This window comes from Tersicoccus solisilvae, from assembly GCF_014643255.1.
Lineage (GTDB): Bacteria > Actinomycetota > Actinomycetes > Actinomycetales > Micrococcaceae > Tersicoccus > Tersicoccus solisilvae.
This window is the reverse complement of the sequence record NZ_BMJI01000018.1, coordinates 1-18,097: the sequence shown is the minus strand read 5'-3', so window position 1 is coordinate 18,097 and position 18,097 is coordinate 1. Positions and strand designations below refer to the sequence as shown.

Annotated in this window: 15 protein-coding genes and 2 pseudogenes; 10 read left to right on the top strand and 7 right to left on the bottom strand. The window is 72.9% G+C overall.

Features of this window, described 5'->3' with window-relative positions; genetic code table 11:
• The first annotated feature begins 31 nt into the window (after positions 1-31).
• The 3 genes from IEX22_RS12295 to IEX22_RS12285 all read left to right on the top strand — a co-directional run bounded on the left by IEX22_RS12295 (position 32) and on the right by IEX22_RS12285 (position 3,368).
• Positions 32-811, top strand: a complete 780-nt coding sequence (locus tag IEX22_RS12295; protein WP_188668709.1) for a carboxymuconolactone decarboxylase family protein — start codon at positions 32-34, stop codon at positions 809-811.
• A 33-nt stretch (positions 812-844) separates the two neighbouring features.
• Positions 845-2,620: a glycoside hydrolase family 2 TIM barrel-domain containing protein gene (locus tag IEX22_RS12290; protein ID WP_188668708.1), complete on the top strand. Its 1,776-nt coding sequence runs from the start codon at positions 845-847 to the stop codon at positions 2,618-2,620.
• Between the two features lie 103 nt (positions 2,621-2,723).
• Positions 2,724-3,368, top strand: coding sequence for a class I SAM-dependent methyltransferase (locus IEX22_RS12285; RefSeq protein WP_188668707.1), 645 nt, complete (start codon positions 2,724-2,726; stop codon positions 3,366-3,368).
• Between the two features lie 6 nt (positions 3,369-3,374).
• Here the strand turns inward: IEX22_RS12285 and IEX22_RS12280 are convergent, their stop codons facing one another.
• A complete protein-coding gene (locus IEX22_RS12280) occupies positions 3,375-4,340 on the bottom strand; it encodes an NAD(P)/FAD-dependent oxidoreductase (RefSeq protein ID WP_188668706.1) in 966 nt (321 codons plus the stop codon).
• A gap of 64 nt (positions 4,341-4,404) precedes the next feature.
• Positions 4,405-6,543, bottom strand: coding sequence for a beta-glucosidase (locus IEX22_RS12275; protein WP_229660008.1), 2,139 nt, complete (start codon positions 6,541-6,543; stop codon positions 4,405-4,407).
• A 106-nt stretch (positions 6,544-6,649) separates the two neighbouring features.
• Between IEX22_RS12275 and IEX22_RS12270 the strand changes: the two genes are divergently transcribed.
• Complete coding sequence (locus IEX22_RS12270; RefSeq protein WP_188668705.1) at positions 6,650-7,102, top strand: nucleoside deaminase; 453 nt, start codon at positions 6,650-6,652, stop codon at positions 7,100-7,102.
• A 217-nt stretch (positions 7,103-7,319) separates the two neighbouring features.
• On the opposite strand, the gene rox is transcribed toward IEX22_RS12270, so the two are convergent.
• The 4 genes from rox to IEX22_RS12250 form a co-directional block, all read right to left on the bottom strand.
• Positions 7,320-8,762: a rifampin monooxygenase gene (gene rox, locus IEX22_RS12265; RefSeq protein WP_188668704.1), complete on the bottom strand. Its 1,443-nt coding sequence runs from the start codon at positions 8,760-8,762 to the stop codon at positions 7,320-7,322.
• 143 nt (positions 8,763-8,905) lie between these two features.
• On the bottom strand, positions 8,906-10,132 hold the full coding sequence (locus IEX22_RS12260; protein WP_229660007.1) for an FAD-dependent oxidoreductase: 1,227 nt from the start codon (positions 10,130-10,132) through the stop codon (positions 8,906-8,908).
• Between the two features lie 70 nt (positions 10,133-10,202).
• The gene (locus tag IEX22_RS12255) at positions 10,203-11,675 is read right to left on the bottom strand and encodes an amino acid permease (protein WP_188668703.1); all 1,473 of its coding nucleotides are present in this window, start codon (positions 11,673-11,675) and stop codon (positions 10,203-10,205) included.
• Positions 11,676-11,827: 152 nt separating this feature from the next.
• A complete protein-coding gene (locus tag IEX22_RS12250; RefSeq protein WP_188668702.1) occupies positions 11,828-12,370 on the bottom strand; it encodes a MarR family winged helix-turn-helix transcriptional regulator in 543 nt (180 codons plus the stop codon).
• Positions 12,371-12,485: 115 nt separating this feature from the next.
• Between IEX22_RS12250 and IEX22_RS12245 the strand changes: the two genes are divergently transcribed.
• From IEX22_RS12245 to IEX22_RS16115, 6 genes and pseudogenes are all read left to right on the top strand, one after another.
• Entirely contained in the window at positions 12,486-13,064 is a 579-nt protein-coding gene (locus IEX22_RS12245) for an NADPH-dependent F420 reductase (protein ID WP_188668701.1), read from the top strand.
• Between the two features lie 94 nt (positions 13,065-13,158).
• Positions 13,159-14,103: a VOC family protein gene (locus IEX22_RS12240; protein WP_188668700.1), complete on the top strand. Its 945-nt coding sequence runs from the start codon at positions 13,159-13,161 to the stop codon at positions 14,101-14,103.
• Positions 14,100-14,744 (top strand): alpha/beta hydrolase, encoded by a 645-nt coding sequence (locus IEX22_RS12235; protein WP_188668699.1) that lies wholly within the window; start codon positions 14,100-14,102, stop codon positions 14,742-14,744. The genes IEX22_RS12240 and IEX22_RS12235 overlap by 4 nt, the downstream gene beginning before the upstream one ends.
• 148 nt (positions 14,745-14,892) lie before the next feature.
• Positions 14,893-15,849, top strand: a complete 957-nt coding sequence (locus IEX22_RS12230) for a hypothetical protein (protein ID WP_188668698.1) — start codon at positions 14,893-14,895, stop codon at positions 15,847-15,849.
• Positions 15,850-15,943: 94 nt separating this feature from the next.
• The gene (locus tag IEX22_RS12225; RefSeq protein WP_188668697.1) at positions 15,944-17,359 is read left to right on the top strand and encodes an anthranilate synthase component I family protein; all 1,416 of its coding nucleotides are present in this window, start codon (positions 15,944-15,946) and stop codon (positions 17,357-17,359) included.
• 292 nt (positions 17,360-17,651) lie between these two features.
• Positions 17,652-17,843: pseudogene (locus IEX22_RS16115) on the top strand (hypothetical protein); the annotation flags it as partial.
• A 50-nt stretch (positions 17,844-17,893) separates the two neighbouring features.
• On the opposite strand, the pseudogene IEX22_RS15890 reads toward IEX22_RS16115, so the two are convergent.
• Positions 17,894-18,097, bottom strand: a pseudogene (locus tag IEX22_RS15890) (hypothetical protein); the annotation flags it as partial.

Below are 18,097 nucleotides of genomic sequence, written 5' to 3'. Positions count from 1 at the left end.
ACCAGCCGACAGCCCAGCACGAGGAGACGACATGGCATTGACCGCCGATCAGCAGCATCTGAAGAACGAGTTCATCGCCGTGCGCGGCACCTGGGGAGACTCCTGGGAGGCCATGCTGCGGCTCGACCCCGAGTTCCTCCGCGCCTACCTGGAGTTCTCGGCCGTCCCCTGGCGCAAGAACCACCTGGACGCGAAGACCAAGGAGTTCCTCTACATCGCCGTCGACGCCGCGGCCACCCACCTCTACGAGCCGGGCATCCGTCAGCACATCAAGGCCGCCCTCGCCCTCGGCGCGACGAAGCAGGAGATCATGGAGGTGCTCGAGTGCACCGCCACCCTCGGCATCCACGCGATGAACATCGGCGTCCCGATCCTCGTCGAGGTGCTGGAGGAGAAGGGGCTGCGCTCCGGCCCGGCGCCGCTGTCCGCCGAGCAGGAGCGGATCAAGGCCGAGTTCACCCGGACCCGCGGCTACTGGCACGCGTTCTGGGACGAGATGCTCGAGCTCGATCCGGAGATCTTCGCCGCCTACACGGAGTTCTCCTCCGTGCCGTGGCGTACCGGCACGCTCGACCCGAAGGTGCGGGAATTCGTCTACATCGCCTTCGACACCGCGGCCACGCACCTGTACGTCAAGGGGCTCAAACTCCACATCGAGAATGCCCTCGGCTACGGCGCGACGCCCCAGGAGATCCTCGAGGTGATGGAGATCGCCAGCGTCATCGGCATCCACGCCGTGACCACCGCCGCCCCGATCCTGGCGGAGGAGGCGGGCCTTCCCGGGACCGCGGGGGATGAGCAACCGGTCTGATCGACCGCGCGACCCACCTGCGAGGATCGTCCCATGACGCGCCTTCACCCCCGCCCGCTGCTGAGCCGGGAGACCTGGGTCGACCTCGACGGTGACTGGGAGTTCCGCTTCGACGACGACGACGCGGGCCTCGACGACGGGTGGTGGCGCGCCGGGCCGGAGGCCGTGCCGTTCGACCGCACGATCCGGGTGCCGTTCCCGCCGGAGTCCGAGCTGTCCGGCGTGCACGAGGACGGCCACGCGATCCTCTGGTACCGCCGCACCGCCGACCTGGCGCCCGCCGGCCCGGGCGATCGCGTGCTGCTGCACGTCACCGCGGTCGACCACCACGCCGACGTGTGGGTGAACGGCGTGCACGTCGGAGCGCACGACGGCGGCCACGTCGGCTTCGCCCTCGACATCACGCACGCGCTCGGCGACGGCGCGGCCCAGACCGTCGTCGTCCGCGCCGTCGACGACCCCCACGACCTCGAGCAGCCGCGTGGCAAGCAGGACTGGCAGGAGGAGCCCCACGTCATCTGGTACCGGCGCACCTCGGGACTCTGGCGTGGCGTGTGGGCGGAATCGGTGCCGGCGACGCGCCTGGACGGGCTGCGCTGGACGCCCGGCGCGCAACCCGGCGCGGTGACGCTGGACGCGACCGTCACGGGGGCGCGGCTGTCCCCGGACCGGGAACTGGAGGTGGTCTTCCGCCTCGACGGCGAGGTGCTGGCGCGTTCCCGGCACGCGGTGACCGGCGACCGGGTGACGCTGCCGTTCCTGCTGAGCGACGCCCGGTTCGACACCGAGCCGGACCGGCTGCTGTGGGGCCCGGACCGGCCGACGCTGATCGACGTCGAGCTGACCCTGTGGCGTGGTGAGCAGCGGGTCGATACCGCCCGCTCGTACGTCGGCCTGCGCACCGTGGCCGTCGAGGACGGGCGGTTCCTGCTCAACGGGCGGCCGTGCGTCCTGCGGCTGGTGCTCGAGCAGGCGTACTGGCCGCGGTCCCACCTGGCCGCCCCGGACGACGACGCGATCCGGCGGGAGGTGGAGCTGGTGAAGGCACTCGGCTTCACGGGCATCCGGATGCACCAGACCGTCGCCGACCCGCGCTTCCTGCACTGGTGCGACCGGCTCGGCGTGCTCGTCTGGGCCGACGCGCCGGCCGCGTACCGCTTCACGGCCCGCGCACTGGAGGCGACCACCCGCGAGTGGATGCAGGTCGTCGCCCGCGACGCCTCCCATCCGTCGATCGTCGCGTGGGTCGCGTTCAACGAGAGCTGGGGCGTGCCCGACGTCGCCGCGGACGCGTCCCAGCAGAACGCGGTCCGCGGGATCACCGGGCTGCTCACGGCGCTCGACCCGTCGCGCCCCGTGGTCGGCAACGACGGCTGGGAATGGGTGGCGGGCGACGTCGTCGGGGTCCACGACTACACGCACGACGGCGCGGTGCTCCGGGCGCGGTACGGCACGCGCGACGCCGTCGCCGCCACCCTGGCCCACGAGCGGCCCGGGGGCCGGCGGCTGATGCTCGACGCCGACGCCGCGGCCGGGCTTCCGGTGGTGCTCTCGGAGTTCGGCGGCATCGGCTTCCACACGTCGGCCGGGGACTGGGAGGGCTACGGCGCGGTGACCGACGAGGAGGCGTTCCTCGCCCGGCTGCGCGACCTCGTCGGCGCCGTCCACGACTCGACCGGTCTCGCCGGGTTCTGCTGGACGCAGCTGACGGACACGCTGCAGGAGACCAACGGCCTGCTCGACGAGCACCGTCGCCCCAAGGCCGACATCGAGCTGATCCGGCAGATCATCGCGGGGGAGGAACACTAGCCTCTGCCCGCCGCTCGCGCCGTCCGCTGCGCGTCGTCGAAGCCGAAGACGAGCCGCGGTGACATCTCTCGACGCTGTGGTGTCCCGGTGGCAGCATCGGGGCATGACGAGGGAACCATCGGCCGGGCGGACGCCGACCAGTCACGAGCGCCTGACCGGGGCGACGTGGGACGCGTCCTACCGCGGGACCGACCCCGCGCCGTGGGACATCGGCCGACCCCAACCGGCGTTCGAGCGTCTGGCGGCCGCCGGCGCCTTCACCGGACCGGTGCTCGACGCCGGGTGCGGCACCGGGGAGCACGCCCTGCTCGCCGCGTCCGTCGGGCTGCCCGTGCTCGGCGTCGACGTCGCCGAGACCGCCCTGGCGCGAGCCCGCGAGAAGGCCCACGAGCGCGGGCTGGACGCCGAGTTCGCGACCGCCGACGCGCTGGACCTCGGCCGCCTCGGCCGGACCTTCGCGACCGTGCTGGACTGCGGGCTCTTCCACACCTTCGACGCCGAGGAGCGGCCGGCCTACGTGGCCTCGCTCGCGGCCGTCACCGAACCGGGCGGCCGCGTGTTCGTGCTGTGCTTCAGCGAGGCCATCCGCGCCCAGGGCCCGCACCCGGTCTCGCGCCGCGAGCTGGAGGAGGCGTTCTCGGCGGACGCCGGATGGAGCGTCACGAGCATCGAGCCGGAGCGTCTCCTGACGACGTTCGCGGAGACCGGGGTGCCCGCGTGGCTGGCGACGATCATCCGGGAGCGATGACCCGGCTCAGCGATCGGGGATCCGGGCGGGGTGCGGGTGCGCGCCGGCGGCGTGGAAGTCGGCCAGCACCAGCGCCATGTTCACCGCGCTGCCCGTCGCGGCGCCGTCGCCCATCGCCACCGGAACCGTCGCCGCCGGGTTCACCACGTTCCCGACCGCCCAGATGTGCGCTGCGCTCGTCCGGCCCCCGGCTCGGACCGCGAGCACCCTGACGGTCGCCGTCTCGGTGCGGTCCAGTCCGAGATGGTCGAGGAAGCCGTCGTGGGGGTCGGCGGTACTCGTGGTGAAGAGCGCGTCGAGGGTCACGACGGCACCGTCGGCGGTGCGCGCCCCGGTCACGGCCGCTCCCTTGCCCAGCACCTCGACGACGGGCACATCCACGACCTCGATGCCGCGCGACCGCAGCCGACCGGCGACGGCGCGGGCGATGGCCCCGAGCCCGGCGGTGAAGACGACGACGTCGTCGCTCCACTGACGCACCAGCTGCGCCTGGTGCACCCCGACCGGCGAGGTGGTGAGCACGCCGAGCCGCTGGTCGCGGACCTCCCAGCCGTGGCAGTACGGGCAGTGCAGGACGCCGGTGCCCCAGCGTTCGGCCAGGCCCGGGATGTCGGGCAGCCGGTCGGTCATCCCGGTCGCGACGATCAGCTCGCGGGCGGTCACGACGGAACCGTCCTCGAGGATCACCTCGACGCCGGCGTCGGGGTGATCGCCGGGCGCCGGGTCGACGCGGGCCACGACGCCCGTGCGCACCTCGACGCCGTACCGTCGCACCTCGTCCCGGCCGCGCGCGAGCAGGTCCGCGGGCGCCACCCCGTCGTTCCCCAGCACCCCGTGCATGTGACCGGCGAAGCGGTTGCGCGGGCGGCCGGCGTCCACCACGACCACCCGCCGCCGCGCCCGTCCGAGCATCTGCGCCGCCGAGAGCCCGGCGGCGCCCCCGCCGACGACGACCACGTCCCACGTGTCCATGGGTCCACTGTGACCCCTGCGGGGCGACGACGGAACCGCCCCGGCCGATCGGAGCGCGGGCGACTCAGCCGGCGCTGATGGTGACCGTGTGCGGCGTGTTCGCCGCGGAGGTGCCGACGTACACGGTGTAGTCGCCGGCCACCGGCGCGAAGGACCGCGTGGCGTAGTCCCAGACGGCGAACGGGTGGTTCGTCGCGTCCGGGTCGATGACCATGCTGACCCGCTCGGTGGCGCCGGGCTCGACGGCCACCTTGGCGAACCCGACGAGCCGCTTCGGGGGCTGTCCGTCGGCGGGCACCCCGAGGTACACCTGCACGACCTCGGCGCCGGCGACCGGGCCGGTGTTGGTCACGGACGCGGTCACCATGACGGGCGCCCGCACGCCGTCGGGGGCATCCACGGCCACGTCGGCGACGTCGAACGTCGTGTACGAGAGGCCGTGCCCGAAGCCGAACAGCGGCTCGATGCCCTGCCCCTGGAACCAGCGGTAGCCCATCTCCAGGCCCTCGGAGTAGCGGATCACCGGGTACCCGTCGCCCTCGTCGGTGCCGGGGTAGCGCTGCGGGTCGTTCGCGTACAGGGTGTCGTCCGCCGAGCGCGGGGCCGTCGTCGGCATCTTGCCGGACGGGTTGACGACGCCGAACAGCAGGTCGCCGACGACGTGCCCGTCCTCGGCGCCCTGGTTCCAGGCCTCGAGCACGGCGGGCGCGGCGTCGATCCACGGCATCAGCACGGGGTTGCTGTCCTTGAGCACGACGACGGTGCGCGCGTTGACCGGCAGCAGCTCGGCGAGCATCCGGTCCTGGTCATTCAGCAGGTGGGCGTCGGCCTGGTCCGCGCCCTCGGTGGCGATCAGGCCGGCCATCAGGACGACGACGTCGGCGTCGGCCGCGGCCCGCTTCGCCTCCTCCAGGTTCGCCAGGTCGTCGGCAACCGTCACGGAGGTGACGGTGGCGGAACCCCCGAGGTCCGCGAGCACGTCGCGCAGCCCGTCCAGCGGGGGCACGGTGTAGAGCGGGTCGACCTTGGAGGAACCGCCGCCGCCCAGGCACGCCTCGTCGACGTACTTGGCCTGCCCGATGACGGCGATCGTCCCGGCGTTCGGGTCCAGCGGCAGCAAGCCGCCGTCGTTCTTCAACAGCACGGCGATCTGGCCGCCGATCCGCCGCGCGACGGCCCCGTGGGCGGCCGCGTCGATCTCGCCGGGCTCGTAGGGCCGCTCGAACTGGCCGAAGCGGAACATCTGCGTGTAGCGACGGACCAGGGCCCGGTCGACGGTGGCGATCTCCAGGCTGGTGTCGTTCAGCGCGGCCTTGACGTTGTCCTCGTTGAGCCACTTGGCGTCGGGCATCTCGTGGTCCATGCCGGCGTTCAGGGATGGGGCGGCGGACCGGCAGGACCAGAAGTCGGACTGCACGTAGCCGGTGAAGCCCCACTCGGTGCGCAGGATGTCGGTGAGGGTGGGCCGGTTCTCGGTGGCGTAGACGCCGCGGATCCGGTTGTAGGAGCTCATGATCGCGGCAAGCTGCGCGTCCTTGACCACCATCTCGAACGGCAGCAGGTACAGCTCCCGCATCACGTGCTCGTCCACCTCGACGCTGGCCCGGAAGCGCTCGTACTCCTGGTCGTTGAGCACGAAGTGCTTGGCCATGGCGATCACGTCGTGCGCCTGGATCGCCTTCGTCACCTCGACCCCCATCACGCCGGACAGGTAGGGGTCCTCGGAGAAGTACTCGAAGTTCCGGCCGGCGATCGTGGTGCGGTGCAGGCAGACGCCGGGGCCCTCGAGCACGTGCTGGCCGAGGGTGGCGGTCTCGGAGCCGATGATGTCGCCGTACTGGCGGGCGAGCTCGGGATCGAACCCCGCGGCCAGGCCGATCGACATGGGCAGGGAGGTGGCCTTCGGGCTCGGGGTGCCGTCGCCCATCCCGACGCCGACCGGGCCGTTGGTGATCCGGAACCGGGGGATGCCCAACTCGTCGATGCCGGCCACGTGGCGTTCGATCCGGATCTGCGCGGCGAGCTGCTCCAGGTCCTCGCCGTTCGCCGCGGCCTCGTTGGACAGGGCGTAGATGTCGATGGTCTCCATCGCGCCGTGCAGCTGGGCGATCTTCTGCTCCAGCGTCATGGCGGCGACGAGCTTCTCGGCCCGGTCGCGGGGGGACAGGGACGTGTCCTGCCAGGGGCGCTCGGTCTCGGCCACGGTGTTCTCCTTCGAACGGGGGCATGGGGACGGTGCTCAGCGTCGCACTCCGGCATCGCGAACGGCAGCGGTTGCCAGCCGTTGCCGTCGCGATAGGTTGACGACCATGGCCTTCGACTACTCCCTCGAGCACTTCGCCCGCGCCCGTGAGGCGGCCGCCGCGTCCCTGGCCGAGGGAGGGGTGCCCATCGGCGGCGCCCTCGTCCTCGGCGGCGAGCTGGTGGCCACCGGTCACAACCAGCGGGTACAACACGGCGATCCGACCGCGCACGGGGAGATCGACTGCCTGCGCGCCGCCGGCCGGATCCGCTCCTACGCCGACGCCGTCCTCTACACGACGCTGGCGCCGTGCGCCATGTGCTCGGGTGCGATCGTCCAGTTCGGCATCCGCCGTGTGGTGGTGGGGGAGGCGACGACGTTCGGTGGCGAGCTGGACTGGATGCGCTCCCGCGGCGTCGACGTCGTCGTGCTGGACGACCCGGAGTGCCGCGACCTCATGACTCGCTTCGCGACCGAGTACCCCGCGGTGTGGGCGGAGGACATCGGCGAGGTCGAGTGAGCTCTCGGCGGGCATAGCTAGCTGGCCGGCGCGTCGTTGCTCGTTTGCGGCTGGGCGCGCCCTCGTCGCTGAGTCCGTCGGTTCCGCCCGGGCTGCTCGCTGAGTCCGTCGGTTCCGCCCGGGCGCCCCGGTCTTTTCCCCCTGCCTGAGGGCGGAACCGACGGGCTCACGCCGGGGTCCCGGTCGCGGGCACGGCCGCGTACTCATTCCCGCGCACTCAGGACGCCGCCGCGCCGAACCAGTCCGGCAGCCGGCGCCGCAGGTCCGCCGGGTCGGTCCCGACCCAGCCCACGTGCCCGTCCGGGCGCAACAGCACCGCCGGCGCGTCCAGCTCGTCGCCGGTGTCGACGATCTGGTCGACGACATGGTCGACGCGGTCGTCCCATCCGTCCACGGTGGCGTGGCCGGTCTGGTCCAGCAGCAGACCGCGGCCGGCGTGCATCAGCTCGTACAGCCGGCCGTGCGAGCGCAGGGAGACGTCCCGCAGCCGCCGGCCGACCAGCGGGTGCCCGTCGCCGAGGTCGTACCGGACATCGATGGCGGTGATCATCTCGGTCAGCCGACGCGTCACCCCGTCGATCTCCATCAGCTCGCCGACCAGCCCGCGCAGCGCCCGCGGACCCGGCCCGGAGGAGATGAGGACCATCTGGGCGCGCGTGTTCTCCAGGACGTCCGAGGCGACGGGCCGGCGTTCGTTCGCGTAGCTGTCCACCAGCCCCTCCGGGGCCCAGCCGGCGACGTCGGCGGCGAGCTTCCACCCCAGGTTGAACGCGTCCTGCACCCCGAGGCTGAGCCCCTGTCCGCCGACCGGCGGATGGATGTGGGCGGCATCGCCGGCCAGCAGCACCCGCCCGACGCGGTAGGGATCGGCGAGCCGGGTGGCGTCGCCGAAGCGGGACAGCCAGCGCGGTGCGTGCACCCCGAAGTCGGTGCCCCCGTAGGCGACCAGCTGTCGTTTGACCTCCTCCAGGGTCGGCGGGGTGGCCCGGTCCTCGGCCACGTCGGCAGCGGGCACCATGACGCGATGCAGACCGTCGCCCACCGGCATCAACCCGAACCGGAACTCGGTGCGGCGGACGCGCGCAGTCACGTCGGCCACCTCCTTCGCAGGCGCGGTCACCTCCATCTCCCCGAGCAGGGTGTCGACCCGGGACGGTTCCCCGGGGAAGGCCGCGCCGATCAGCCGTCGCACCGTGCTCCGGCCCCCGTCGCAGCCGACCAGCCAGCGGGCGGCCACCCGCGTGCCGTCGGACAGCTCCGCCTCCACCCCGTCGTCGTCCTGCCGCAGGCCGACCAGCCCCAGGCCGCGCCGGACGTCGGCGCCGAGCTCGACGGCGCGCTCGGCCAGCAGCCGGTCCGTGACGGGCTGGGGGATGGCGAGCACGTAGCCGTGCGCGGTGTCCAGGCCGGTCGGTGCCGGACCGGAGATCCCGGCGAAGAACCCCGAGAGCGGGTGCCGCGTACCGTGCTCGAGGAAGCGGTCCAGCAGGCCGCGCTGGTCCAGGATCTCGATGCTGCGCGCGTGCAGGCCGAGCGCGCGCACGTACGGTGTCGGCTCGGGCTCCCGGTCGAGCACCAGCGTCGACACGCCGTGCAGGCGCAGCTCGGCGGCCAGCATCAGTCCGGTCGGACCGGCTCCGACCACGATGACGTCCGTCATGAGAAACCCCGTTCCGAGCCCCGATCGGGGCTCACGGCTGGAGATTCTCGCGCGAACCGGGGGCCTTGCCGCAAGCCCCGGGGTGGGCGATATCCTGACAGTGGCAGGGAGGAATTCCTGCCTTTCCTGTGTCCGGGTGGATCTCAGGCCGAGACGGCGTCCTCCTCCGCCACGTACCGCGCGGCGGCCCGGGCGGCTTTCCGGCCCGCGCGCGTGGCCCCGAGCGTGGACGCCGAGGCACCGTACCCGACGAGGAACAGACCGGGTTGCCTGGTCATGGTCACGCCGTCGGCCGCCATCACGATGCCGCCACCGGGTTCGCGCAGGTGGAGGCTACTCAGGTGGCCGAGCGAGGCCCGGAATCCCGTGGCCCAGAGCACCGTGTCGACGGGTACCTCCCAGCCGTCGTCGTCGACCGCATGTCCCGGCAGCGCGCGTACCCGTGCGCGGACGTCGTCGTCGATCAGGCGGTCCGCAGCCCCCTGGGAGGGGAAGCCGTGCCCGTCGGGGCCGGGGCCGGCCAGCACCGCGCCCGTCGGGGTGAACCGGAGCAGCGGCCCCCGGCTGACCAACAGGCCGGACGCGATCGCCGGCGGGTACATGCCCGTCAGCGGCAGGCCGGTGGCGGCGACCACCGAGTGGGGCGAGAGGCCGCGGACGGTGCGCGCGGAGACGGAGGCCTCGACGGCCCGGCCCCACTCCGCATCGAAGGACCGGTCCGTCCAGCGCGGCGCGCCCCGCGTGGTCCACACCGTCTCGACGCCGGTGCGGTCCAGGTCGAGGACGAACTGGGCGGCGGAGGTGCCGCCGCCGACGACGAGCACGCGCCGACCGGCGAAGTCGGTGGCCGCGGTGTAGTCGTGGGTGTGCAGCTGACGGCCGCCGAAGTTCTCGATGCCGGGATAGTGCGGAACGTAGGGGCTGTCCCAGGTGCCGGTCGCGTTGACCACCGCCCGGGTGCGCCAGACACGGCCGTCACGCGCGGTCACCGCGAAGCCGCCGTCGGCGGACGCCACCGACGCGACGGCGACCGGGCGGATCACCGGCAGCGCGAAGGCGTCCTCGTAGGCGCCGTAGTAGCGGGCAACCACACCACTGGCCGGCTCTGCCGGATCCGGAGTCCCCAGCGGTAGGCCCGGCAGGTCGTGCACGCCGTGCGCGGCCCCGAGCGTGAGGGAATCCCACCGGTGCCGCCACGCGCCACCGGGTCCGTCGTTCGCATCGAGGACGACGACGTCGTCCCACGCGCGCAGCCCGCTGCGCAGCAGGTGGTGCGCCGCGCTCAGCCCGGCCTGCCCGGCACCGATGACGACGACGTCGAGCAGGCGGTCATCGGCGGGGGCGTCAGGCAGGGATGGGGGGTCGGTCACGCCCCGTGAAGCGGCGAGCGGCCGCCGGATATTCCGGCGGCCGCTCGGCTGCGGGTGAGTCAGGCCCGGCTCAGGCGTCCGCCCGGGCCGCCGCCTCCCGGTCCTCCGCCAGTTCCGCCTGGAACTGCGCGAATCGGGCCTGGTGGGTGGGCCGGCGGCGCAGCACGAGCCAGGCCGCGCCGAGGACGAGGAACCAGACCGGGGTGATCGCCAGGGCGGTCAGCGTGTCCGGCTGGGTCGTCAGCGCCCAGAGCACGAAGGCGAAGAACGCGAACACCACCCAGACCATGACGCGTCCACCGGGCATCCGGAACGCAGAGGACTGGTGCAGCTGGGCACGGCGCTTCCGGAACACCAGGTAGGACGCCAGGATGATCGACCAGACGAACATGAAGCACACGGCCGAGACGGTGGTGACGAGGTCGAACGCGACGCCGACGTCCTTGCCGGCATACAGCAGCACGATGCCGGACAGCAGCAGCACGCAGGTGAGGAACAGGGCGTTCTGCGGCACGTGGCGGTTCGAGAGCCTCCCGAACAGCGCCGGGGCGTCGCCCTCCTGGGCCAGGCCGAACACCATCCGCGAGGTGGAGTAGATGCCCGAGTTGGCGGAGGACATGGCCGACGTCAGCACCACGAGATTCACCACGGTGGCGGCGATGCCCAGCCCGGCGAGGGAGAACGTGGCGATGAACGGGCTGTGCCCGGCACGGAACTCGGTCCACGGGGTCACGGACATGAGGATCACCAGGGCGCCGACGTAGAACAGCAGCACGCGGACCGGGATGGCGTTGATGGCGCGGGGCAGCGTCTTCTCCGGCTCCTTCGCCTCGGCCGCCGTCGTGCCGACCAGCTCGATGCCGACGAACGCGAACACCGCGATCTGGAAGCCGGCGACGAAGCCCATGAACTCGTGCGGGAAGAATCCGCCGTGGCTCCACAGGTTGGTGAACGACGCGGGACCGGCGTCGGACTGGAAGCCCGTGACGATCATGACGAGGCCGGTCACGATCAGCGCGACGATGGCGACGATCTTGATCAAGGCGAACCAGAACTCGGTCTCTCCGAAGGCCCGCACCGTCGGCAGGTTCAGCAGCAGCAGGATGGCGATGGTCGCGACGCCGGGGATCCACAGCGGGATGCCGGGGACGAGCTCGCGGGCGTACCCGGCGATGGCGATGACGTCGGCGATCCCGGTCACCACCCAGCAGAACCAGTAGGTCCAGCCGGTGAAGAAGCCCGCCCACGGCCCCAGCAGATCCCCCGCGAAGTCGCTGAACGACTTGTATCGCGTGTTGGAGAGGAGCAGCTCGCCCATCGCCCGCATGACGAAGAACAGCATGAAGCCGATGATCATGTAGACGAAGATGACGCTCGGCCCGGCAACGGAGATGGTCTTGCCCGAGCCCATGAACAGGCCGGTGCCGATCGCTCCGCCGATGGCGATGAGCTGGATGTGCCGGTTGGAGAGCTGGCGGGCGAGGTGGGGCTCGTGGCTCGTTGCCGAGCGGGTGAGGCGAGCGGCGTCGGTGGTGTCGACCAAGGATCTTCTCTCTCGTGTGCGGCGTCGTTCCGCGGCGGAATGACGCCGGAACACGCGGCATCACCGGGGGTGGTGATGCGGCCCACACGCTATCGAGCGTCCGCGACGGGGCAAAATCGGGTGCTCATCGCGGCGGCCGGCTCCGGGGAGTGTCAGACCGCCGCGGGCAGGGGCGCCGGATCCGCGGCGCACACCGGCGCCGGGTCGGCGGCGCAGGAGCGTCCCGCCGCCGTCGTCGTCATCCGGGCCTCGGGGTCGAGCTTCGCCAGGATGCCGTAGGACAGGTCGGCCAGCTGGTCGACGCCGCCGGCGCCGAGGCCGTCGAGGATCAGCCGCCGGACGGCGGAGGCATAACGCGATCGGCTCTGCTCCTCCGCCCGCACGCCCGCGGCGGTGAGCACGGCGTTGGTGGCGCGGCCGTCCTCCGCGCAGGGTGCCCGTTCCACCAGCCCCTTGCGTTCCAGGCCGGTGACGACGCGGGAGAGCCGGGGGAGGGTGGCGTTCGTCCGTGCGGCGAGGGCGCTCAGCCGCATCCGGTGATGCGGGGCCTCCCGCAGCGACTCCAGCAGCGTGTACTCGAAGGACGTCAGCCCGGCGGGTGCGAGTTCCTTGTCCAGGGCCGTCGGCAGCAGCTCCAGCAACGCGTGGAGCCGGGCGATCGCGACGCGCTCGGGGTCGGTGAGATGAGGCTCCATGAGGGCGAGTCTAACAAAAGGTTGTATCTACAACGGGAATGGACTAGCGTTATTGGTTGTAGTTACAAGCAAGTCGGATCGTCGGGACCCGGCAGCGGCACGAAGGAGAGTCATCATGGCCAACGTCACCATCATCGGAACCGGCACCATGGCGAACGCGATCGGCGGCGTCCTCGCCGACGGCGGCAGCAGCGTCGCCTACATCAGCCACGAGCAGTCCGGCAGCGCCACCGTCGAGGGCGACATCGTCGTGCTCGCCGTGCCGTACCCGGCCGTCGACGGCATTCTCGCGGCCTACGGTGACCAGCTCGCCGGCAAGACCGTGGTCGACATCACCAATCCGCTCGATTTCTCGACCTTCGACGCGCTGGTCGTCCCGGCCGGTTCGTCGGCCACCGAGCAGATCCAGCAGCAGCTGCCGAACAGCCGCGTGCTCAAGGCGTTCAACACCACCTTCGCGGCCACCCTGGCCTCGACGAAGGTCGGCGATCTGCAGACCACCGTGCTCATCGCCGGTGACGACACCGACGCCAAGGGCGCCCTCGCCGCCGCGGTCGAGGCCGGCGGGGTCAGCGCCGTCGACGCCGGCTCGCTCAAGCGCGCGCACGAGCTCGAGGCCCTCGGCTTCCTGCAGCTCACGCTCGCGGCCGGCGAGAAGATCGCCTGGACCGGCGGCTTCGGCTTGGTCCGCTGAGCAGCGGATCTTCTCCTCCCCGGTGGTCCGGGCGTGTCCGATGTCGCGTCCGGTCCCGGGGCCCTGCTCCACCTCGCTCCCGAAAGAAGTCGTCATGACCGAGACCGCAACCACCCCCGCGTCCGTCACGCCCGCCGTCGATGGGCGCACCCTGAACGCCGCCACCGCGATGGACGCCGTGTCCCTGCGCGTCGGCGACCTCGAGGGCATGTCCTCCTACTACGCGAACGCCCTGGCCCTGGAGCCGATCGAGGAGCGCTCCCGCGGCCGCGAGGTGCACCGGGTGCTCGGCCGCGGCACCACGCCGCTCGTCCGGCTGATCGCGACGCCGGACCTGCCCGCCGTCGACCCCCGCCAGGCCGGGCTGTTCCACACCGCGTTCCTGTTCGACGACGCGCCGTCGCTCGCCGGGACCGTGTACCGCGCCGCCACGGACGAGCGCAGCCGGTTCCTCGGCTCGAGCGATCACCTGGTCAGCGAGGCCTTCTACTTCACCGACCCCGAGGGCAACGGCATCGAGCTCTACGTCGACCGCGACCGGTCGCAGTGGACCTACGCCCACGGGGAACTGCAGATGTCCACCCTGTACCTGGACCCGAACGCCTACCTGCAGCGCCACCTCGACGCCGCGACTCTGGCCGACGCCGCGACCCGGGCCGGCCGCGTCGGGCACGTCCACCTGCAGGTGGGCGACGTCGCCACCGCGAAGGACTTCTACGTCGACGGCCTCGGCTTCGAGACCACCGTCTCCGCCTACCCCGGCGCCCTGTTCGCCTCCGCCGGCGGCTACCACCACCACGTCGCGATGAACACGTGGAACAGCGCGGGCGCCGGTCCCCGCGCCGCCAGCCTGGGCCTGGGCGACGTCGCCGTCACCGTGCCCGGCCGCGAGGACCTCGACGCGCTCACCGCCCGGCTGACCGCGAAGGGGCTGGCCTTCGCCGACACCGGCTCCAGCGTCGTCGTCAACGACCCCTGGGGCACCCAGGTGACGGTCGGCCTGCCCGCCACCTCGACCGAGGATCTGCTGCGCCGATGACCCTCCACGCCCTCACGTCGCCGGCCGGCATCCCGGGCGACGCTCCCGCCGTCGCGCTCTTCCTGCACGGCTACGGCTCGAACGAGCAGGACCTCACCGCGCTCGCGCCCGTCCTGCCGCCGGGCATACCCTGGGCCTCCCTGCGGGCGCCCGGCACCCTGAACGCCGGCCAGCACGCCTGGTTCGACATCGTCCGGCCCGGCGACCCCGACCCGGCGCCGCTCGCCGCGGCCACCGACGCCGTCTGGGCGTGGGTCGACGCGACCGTGCCCGCCACCACCCGCGTCGTGCCCCTCGGGTTCTCCCAGGGCGGCCTGATGGCCTCCCAGCTGCTGCGGACCCGGCCGGAGCGCGTGCTCGCGCCCGCGATCCTCGGCGGCTTCGTCCAGGCGGCGGCCCAACCGGGTGACGCCCTGCTCGCCGACGCCCGGCCGGCCCTGTTCTGGGGCCGCGGCGCCGACGACGGGGTCATCACCTCCGCCGCGATCGCCCGCACCCGCACCTGGGTGGACGCCCACACCACCGTCACCGACCCGGTGTACCCGGGCCTCGGGCACGGCGTCGACGGCCGCGAACTGTGCGACCTGACCGCCTTCCTCGCCGCCGAGCTGTCCACGGCGCTCGCCCCGGTGGCCCGGTGAGCGCCTTCGAGATCGGCATCTTCACCTTCGGGGAGCTGACCCGCGGTGGGCGGAGACGCTGCGGTCGATCGAGCTGCTGGCCACCGAGGTGCTGCCCGAGGTGCGGAAGGCGCTGGGCGAGGAGGGCTGATGCTCCTACGCTGAGCCCATGCGCACTGCCGTCGGGCGCGGGATCCGGGAGGTGGCTCGCGGCGTCGGCCTGTTTCTGTGTCTGGGCGCTCTCGGCGCGATCTGGCTGCTCCCGTCCGTCCGCCGACGTCGTGCCCGCCGGGCGGCGCACTGCCGGCAGTGCGCGCGGAACGGCCGCATCGCCGCGGTGGTGATCCCGTGCTGCGCGGTCCTGTTGCTGGCCGGCGCCGCCGTGCGGGCGCAGGCCGCCGCCGTCCCGCTGACACCGTGCAACGTGCACGTCTACGCCAACGGTGCGGCCGTCCCCGAACCCGAGGTCCAGCTGGACGTCGACCCGACGTGGGACGTCTCCCGGCGGGTGGTGCTGGCCGGCGTGAGCGGTCTCGCGCTGGCGGGCGGTCGCGTGGCGGGGATGGACGAGTGCCAGTCCAGTCAGCCGATCCTGTTCTGGCGCCCCCCGGCCACGAGCGCGGGCGGGTCCGTCATCGGGGAGACCTTCCTCGCGTGGGACACCGTGGCGAACGGGGGGCGCGCGTCCGAGCGCAACGGGTTCGGCATCAGCAGGGAGGACATCTACCTCCGGTTCGGGCCGAACATCGCGGTCGACCGGGCGGAGCTGGAGGCCCTGGCGGGTCACGAGTCCGTGCACGTGGACCAGGCGGCTACCCTCACCTCCATCGGCGGACCGCTGACGATGCCCCTGCTCTACAGCGTCGACAACGCGTTCTTCCCGCTGGAGCGCAACCACTTCGAGCGGGCGGCCGGCCTGGACGCCGGGGGCTACACCGAGCCGCCCGACGGCGGCCCCGACCCGCAGTGGAGCGCGGTGGCCGCCATCGTCGTCCTCCTGGTCCTGCTGGGCTTCCGACGGCTTCGGTGGCTGTCCCGGGTCGCCGCGCAGGGCGGCGCCGGCGCCGCGACGCACGAACCCGGCCGTTGCCCCCGGCACTCCCGCGGCTGGTTCCGGCCGCGTTGAGGCCGGGCACCCCGCCGCCCTTATCCCGGATACACTCGCTCCCGACATCGTGCAGCTCCCGACATGGCGGGCGGTCAGGACAGCGGAGGACGTCATGCGCACCACGCCGCTTCCCGTGCGGGCCGATGCGGAGACCGTCTTCACGCGCGTGTTCGCCGCCCACCACCCGGACGTGTACTGGCTCGACGGCGGCACGGACACGGCGAGCTATCTCGGCACCGGGGACCCCGTCCCGCTGGCACCCGGCGCGGTGCTCGAGGGGCTGTCCGCGGCGCTCGGCGTATCCACCCATCCTGCGGGCCCCGACGACAGCTCGTTCCGGCTGGGGCTGGTCGGCTGGCTCGACTACGAGCTGCGGCACGAGACGGTGCAGCCGCACCCGGGGGCGCCGGCCGCGACGGACCCGCCGTCGTCGTCGCCCGCGGCGTCGTTCCTGCGCACCGACCGGGCGGTCGCCGTCCACCCCGACGGGCGGGTCGAGCTGCTCACGGCCGACGACGTCGACGTCGACTCCTTCGGGCGGCAGGTGCTCGCCAGGCTGCGAGGGCGGGTTCGCCCGCCGTCCTCGCCGGTGGTGGTCGACGTGCGCCGCGCCGACAGTGACGCGGAGTACCTGGCGAACATCCACGCCGCGCAGGCTGCCATCCGGGACGGGCTCGCCTACGTCCTCTGCCTGACCACGGAGTACCGGGTCCGGGGTCGGATCGACCCGGTGGGGGCATACCTCGCGCTGCGCCGGCGCAGTCCCACCCACCACGGCGGATTCGTACGGATCGGCGGTGTCAGTCTCGTCAGCGCCTCCCCGGAGCGGTTCCTCGAGGTGACCCCGTCCGGGCTGGTGACGACGCGGCCGATCAAGGGCACCGGGCCGCGCGGGGCGTCCCCGGAGGCGGACCGGCGGCTGGCCGCGGAGCTGGCGGCGGACGAGAAGGAGCGCGCGGAGAACGTCATGATCGTCGACCTGATGCGCAACGACCTGCAGCGGGTGTGCTCGGTGGGGTCGGTGACGGTCTCGTCGCTGTGGGCGGTGGAGAGCTACGCCCAGGTCCACCAGCTGGTCTCGACCGTGCAGGGGCGGCTGCTGCCCGGGCGGTCCGCGGTCGACGCCCTCCGGTCCTGCTTCCCGGCCGGCTCGATGACGGGGGCGCCGAAGCAGGCGGCGATGGAGCTGCTGTCCTCGCTGGAGCGGCGGCCCCGGGGGCGGTACGCGGGGGCCTTCGGGCACTTCGGCGCGGACGGGCGGGCGGACCTGGCGATGACGATCCGCAGCATGGTGATCGAGGGGGACACGGCGACGATCGGGGTCGGCGGGGGCATCACGGCGCTGTCCGATCCGGCCCGGGAGCTGGCGGAGATGGAGCTGAAGGCGCGGGCGCTGCTGGAGGTGCTCGGGGTGGGTCCCGGCGCGGAGGTGCCCCCATTCGGCGAGGCTGCGCCTGCCGCCGGAACGGCTGCGCCTGCCGCGGGAGTGCGGGCTGCGGGAGTGCGGGCCCGGGCGTCGGGGGGCTGACGCCGGCGTCGCGGTGGTGAGCCGAGTTCTGTCGGTGTTGGCTGGTTGAGTGGGGTCATGGAGGACACCTCGGTCGAGACGCGGTCGGGACCGGCGACGTTGCCGGGACTGGACGCGATCGCGCCGTGGGTTGCCGATCCCGGCGCCGGCGTCGCTGCCGGCGCCGGCACAACGGGGGCACCGTCGGATGTCGTCGACCCGTCATCGCTGCTCGACCGCCTGGTGACCGCCGCACTGCTCCGAGCCCGAGGCCCGGGAAGCACTCGTCCACGCCGTCGACGTCACGGAGACGGTGCTGCTCGAGGCGGCCCGACGCGGGAAGACGGTCGCCCAGCTGCGCTCGCGGGCGCGCAAGGTGCGGGAACGCTGTCATCCGCGGTCGTTCGCTGAGCGGCACGCGGCGGCTCGTGAGGACCGGTTCGTGCGGGTGACGGCGGATCGCGACGGGATGGCCAGGTTGTCGGCTCTGGTTCCGGCCGCGGTGGCCTGGCGGATCGATGCGCGGTTGTCTGCCCTCGCTCGGGAGGTGACCGCTCAGGCCGATGGTCCCGGCTCGTCGTTCGGCTCAGGTTCGTCGTCCGGTCCCGGGTGCTCGCTGGATTCCGGGCCTGGTGCGGTGCGGGTCGTGGTGGGTGAGGGGCCGGGGGCACCGATGACGGTGGTGATCGGCGGACCCTGTCCCAGGTGCGGGTCGATGTGCTGGCGGATCTGCTCGCCGGCGTGGGGGAGGGACGTGGC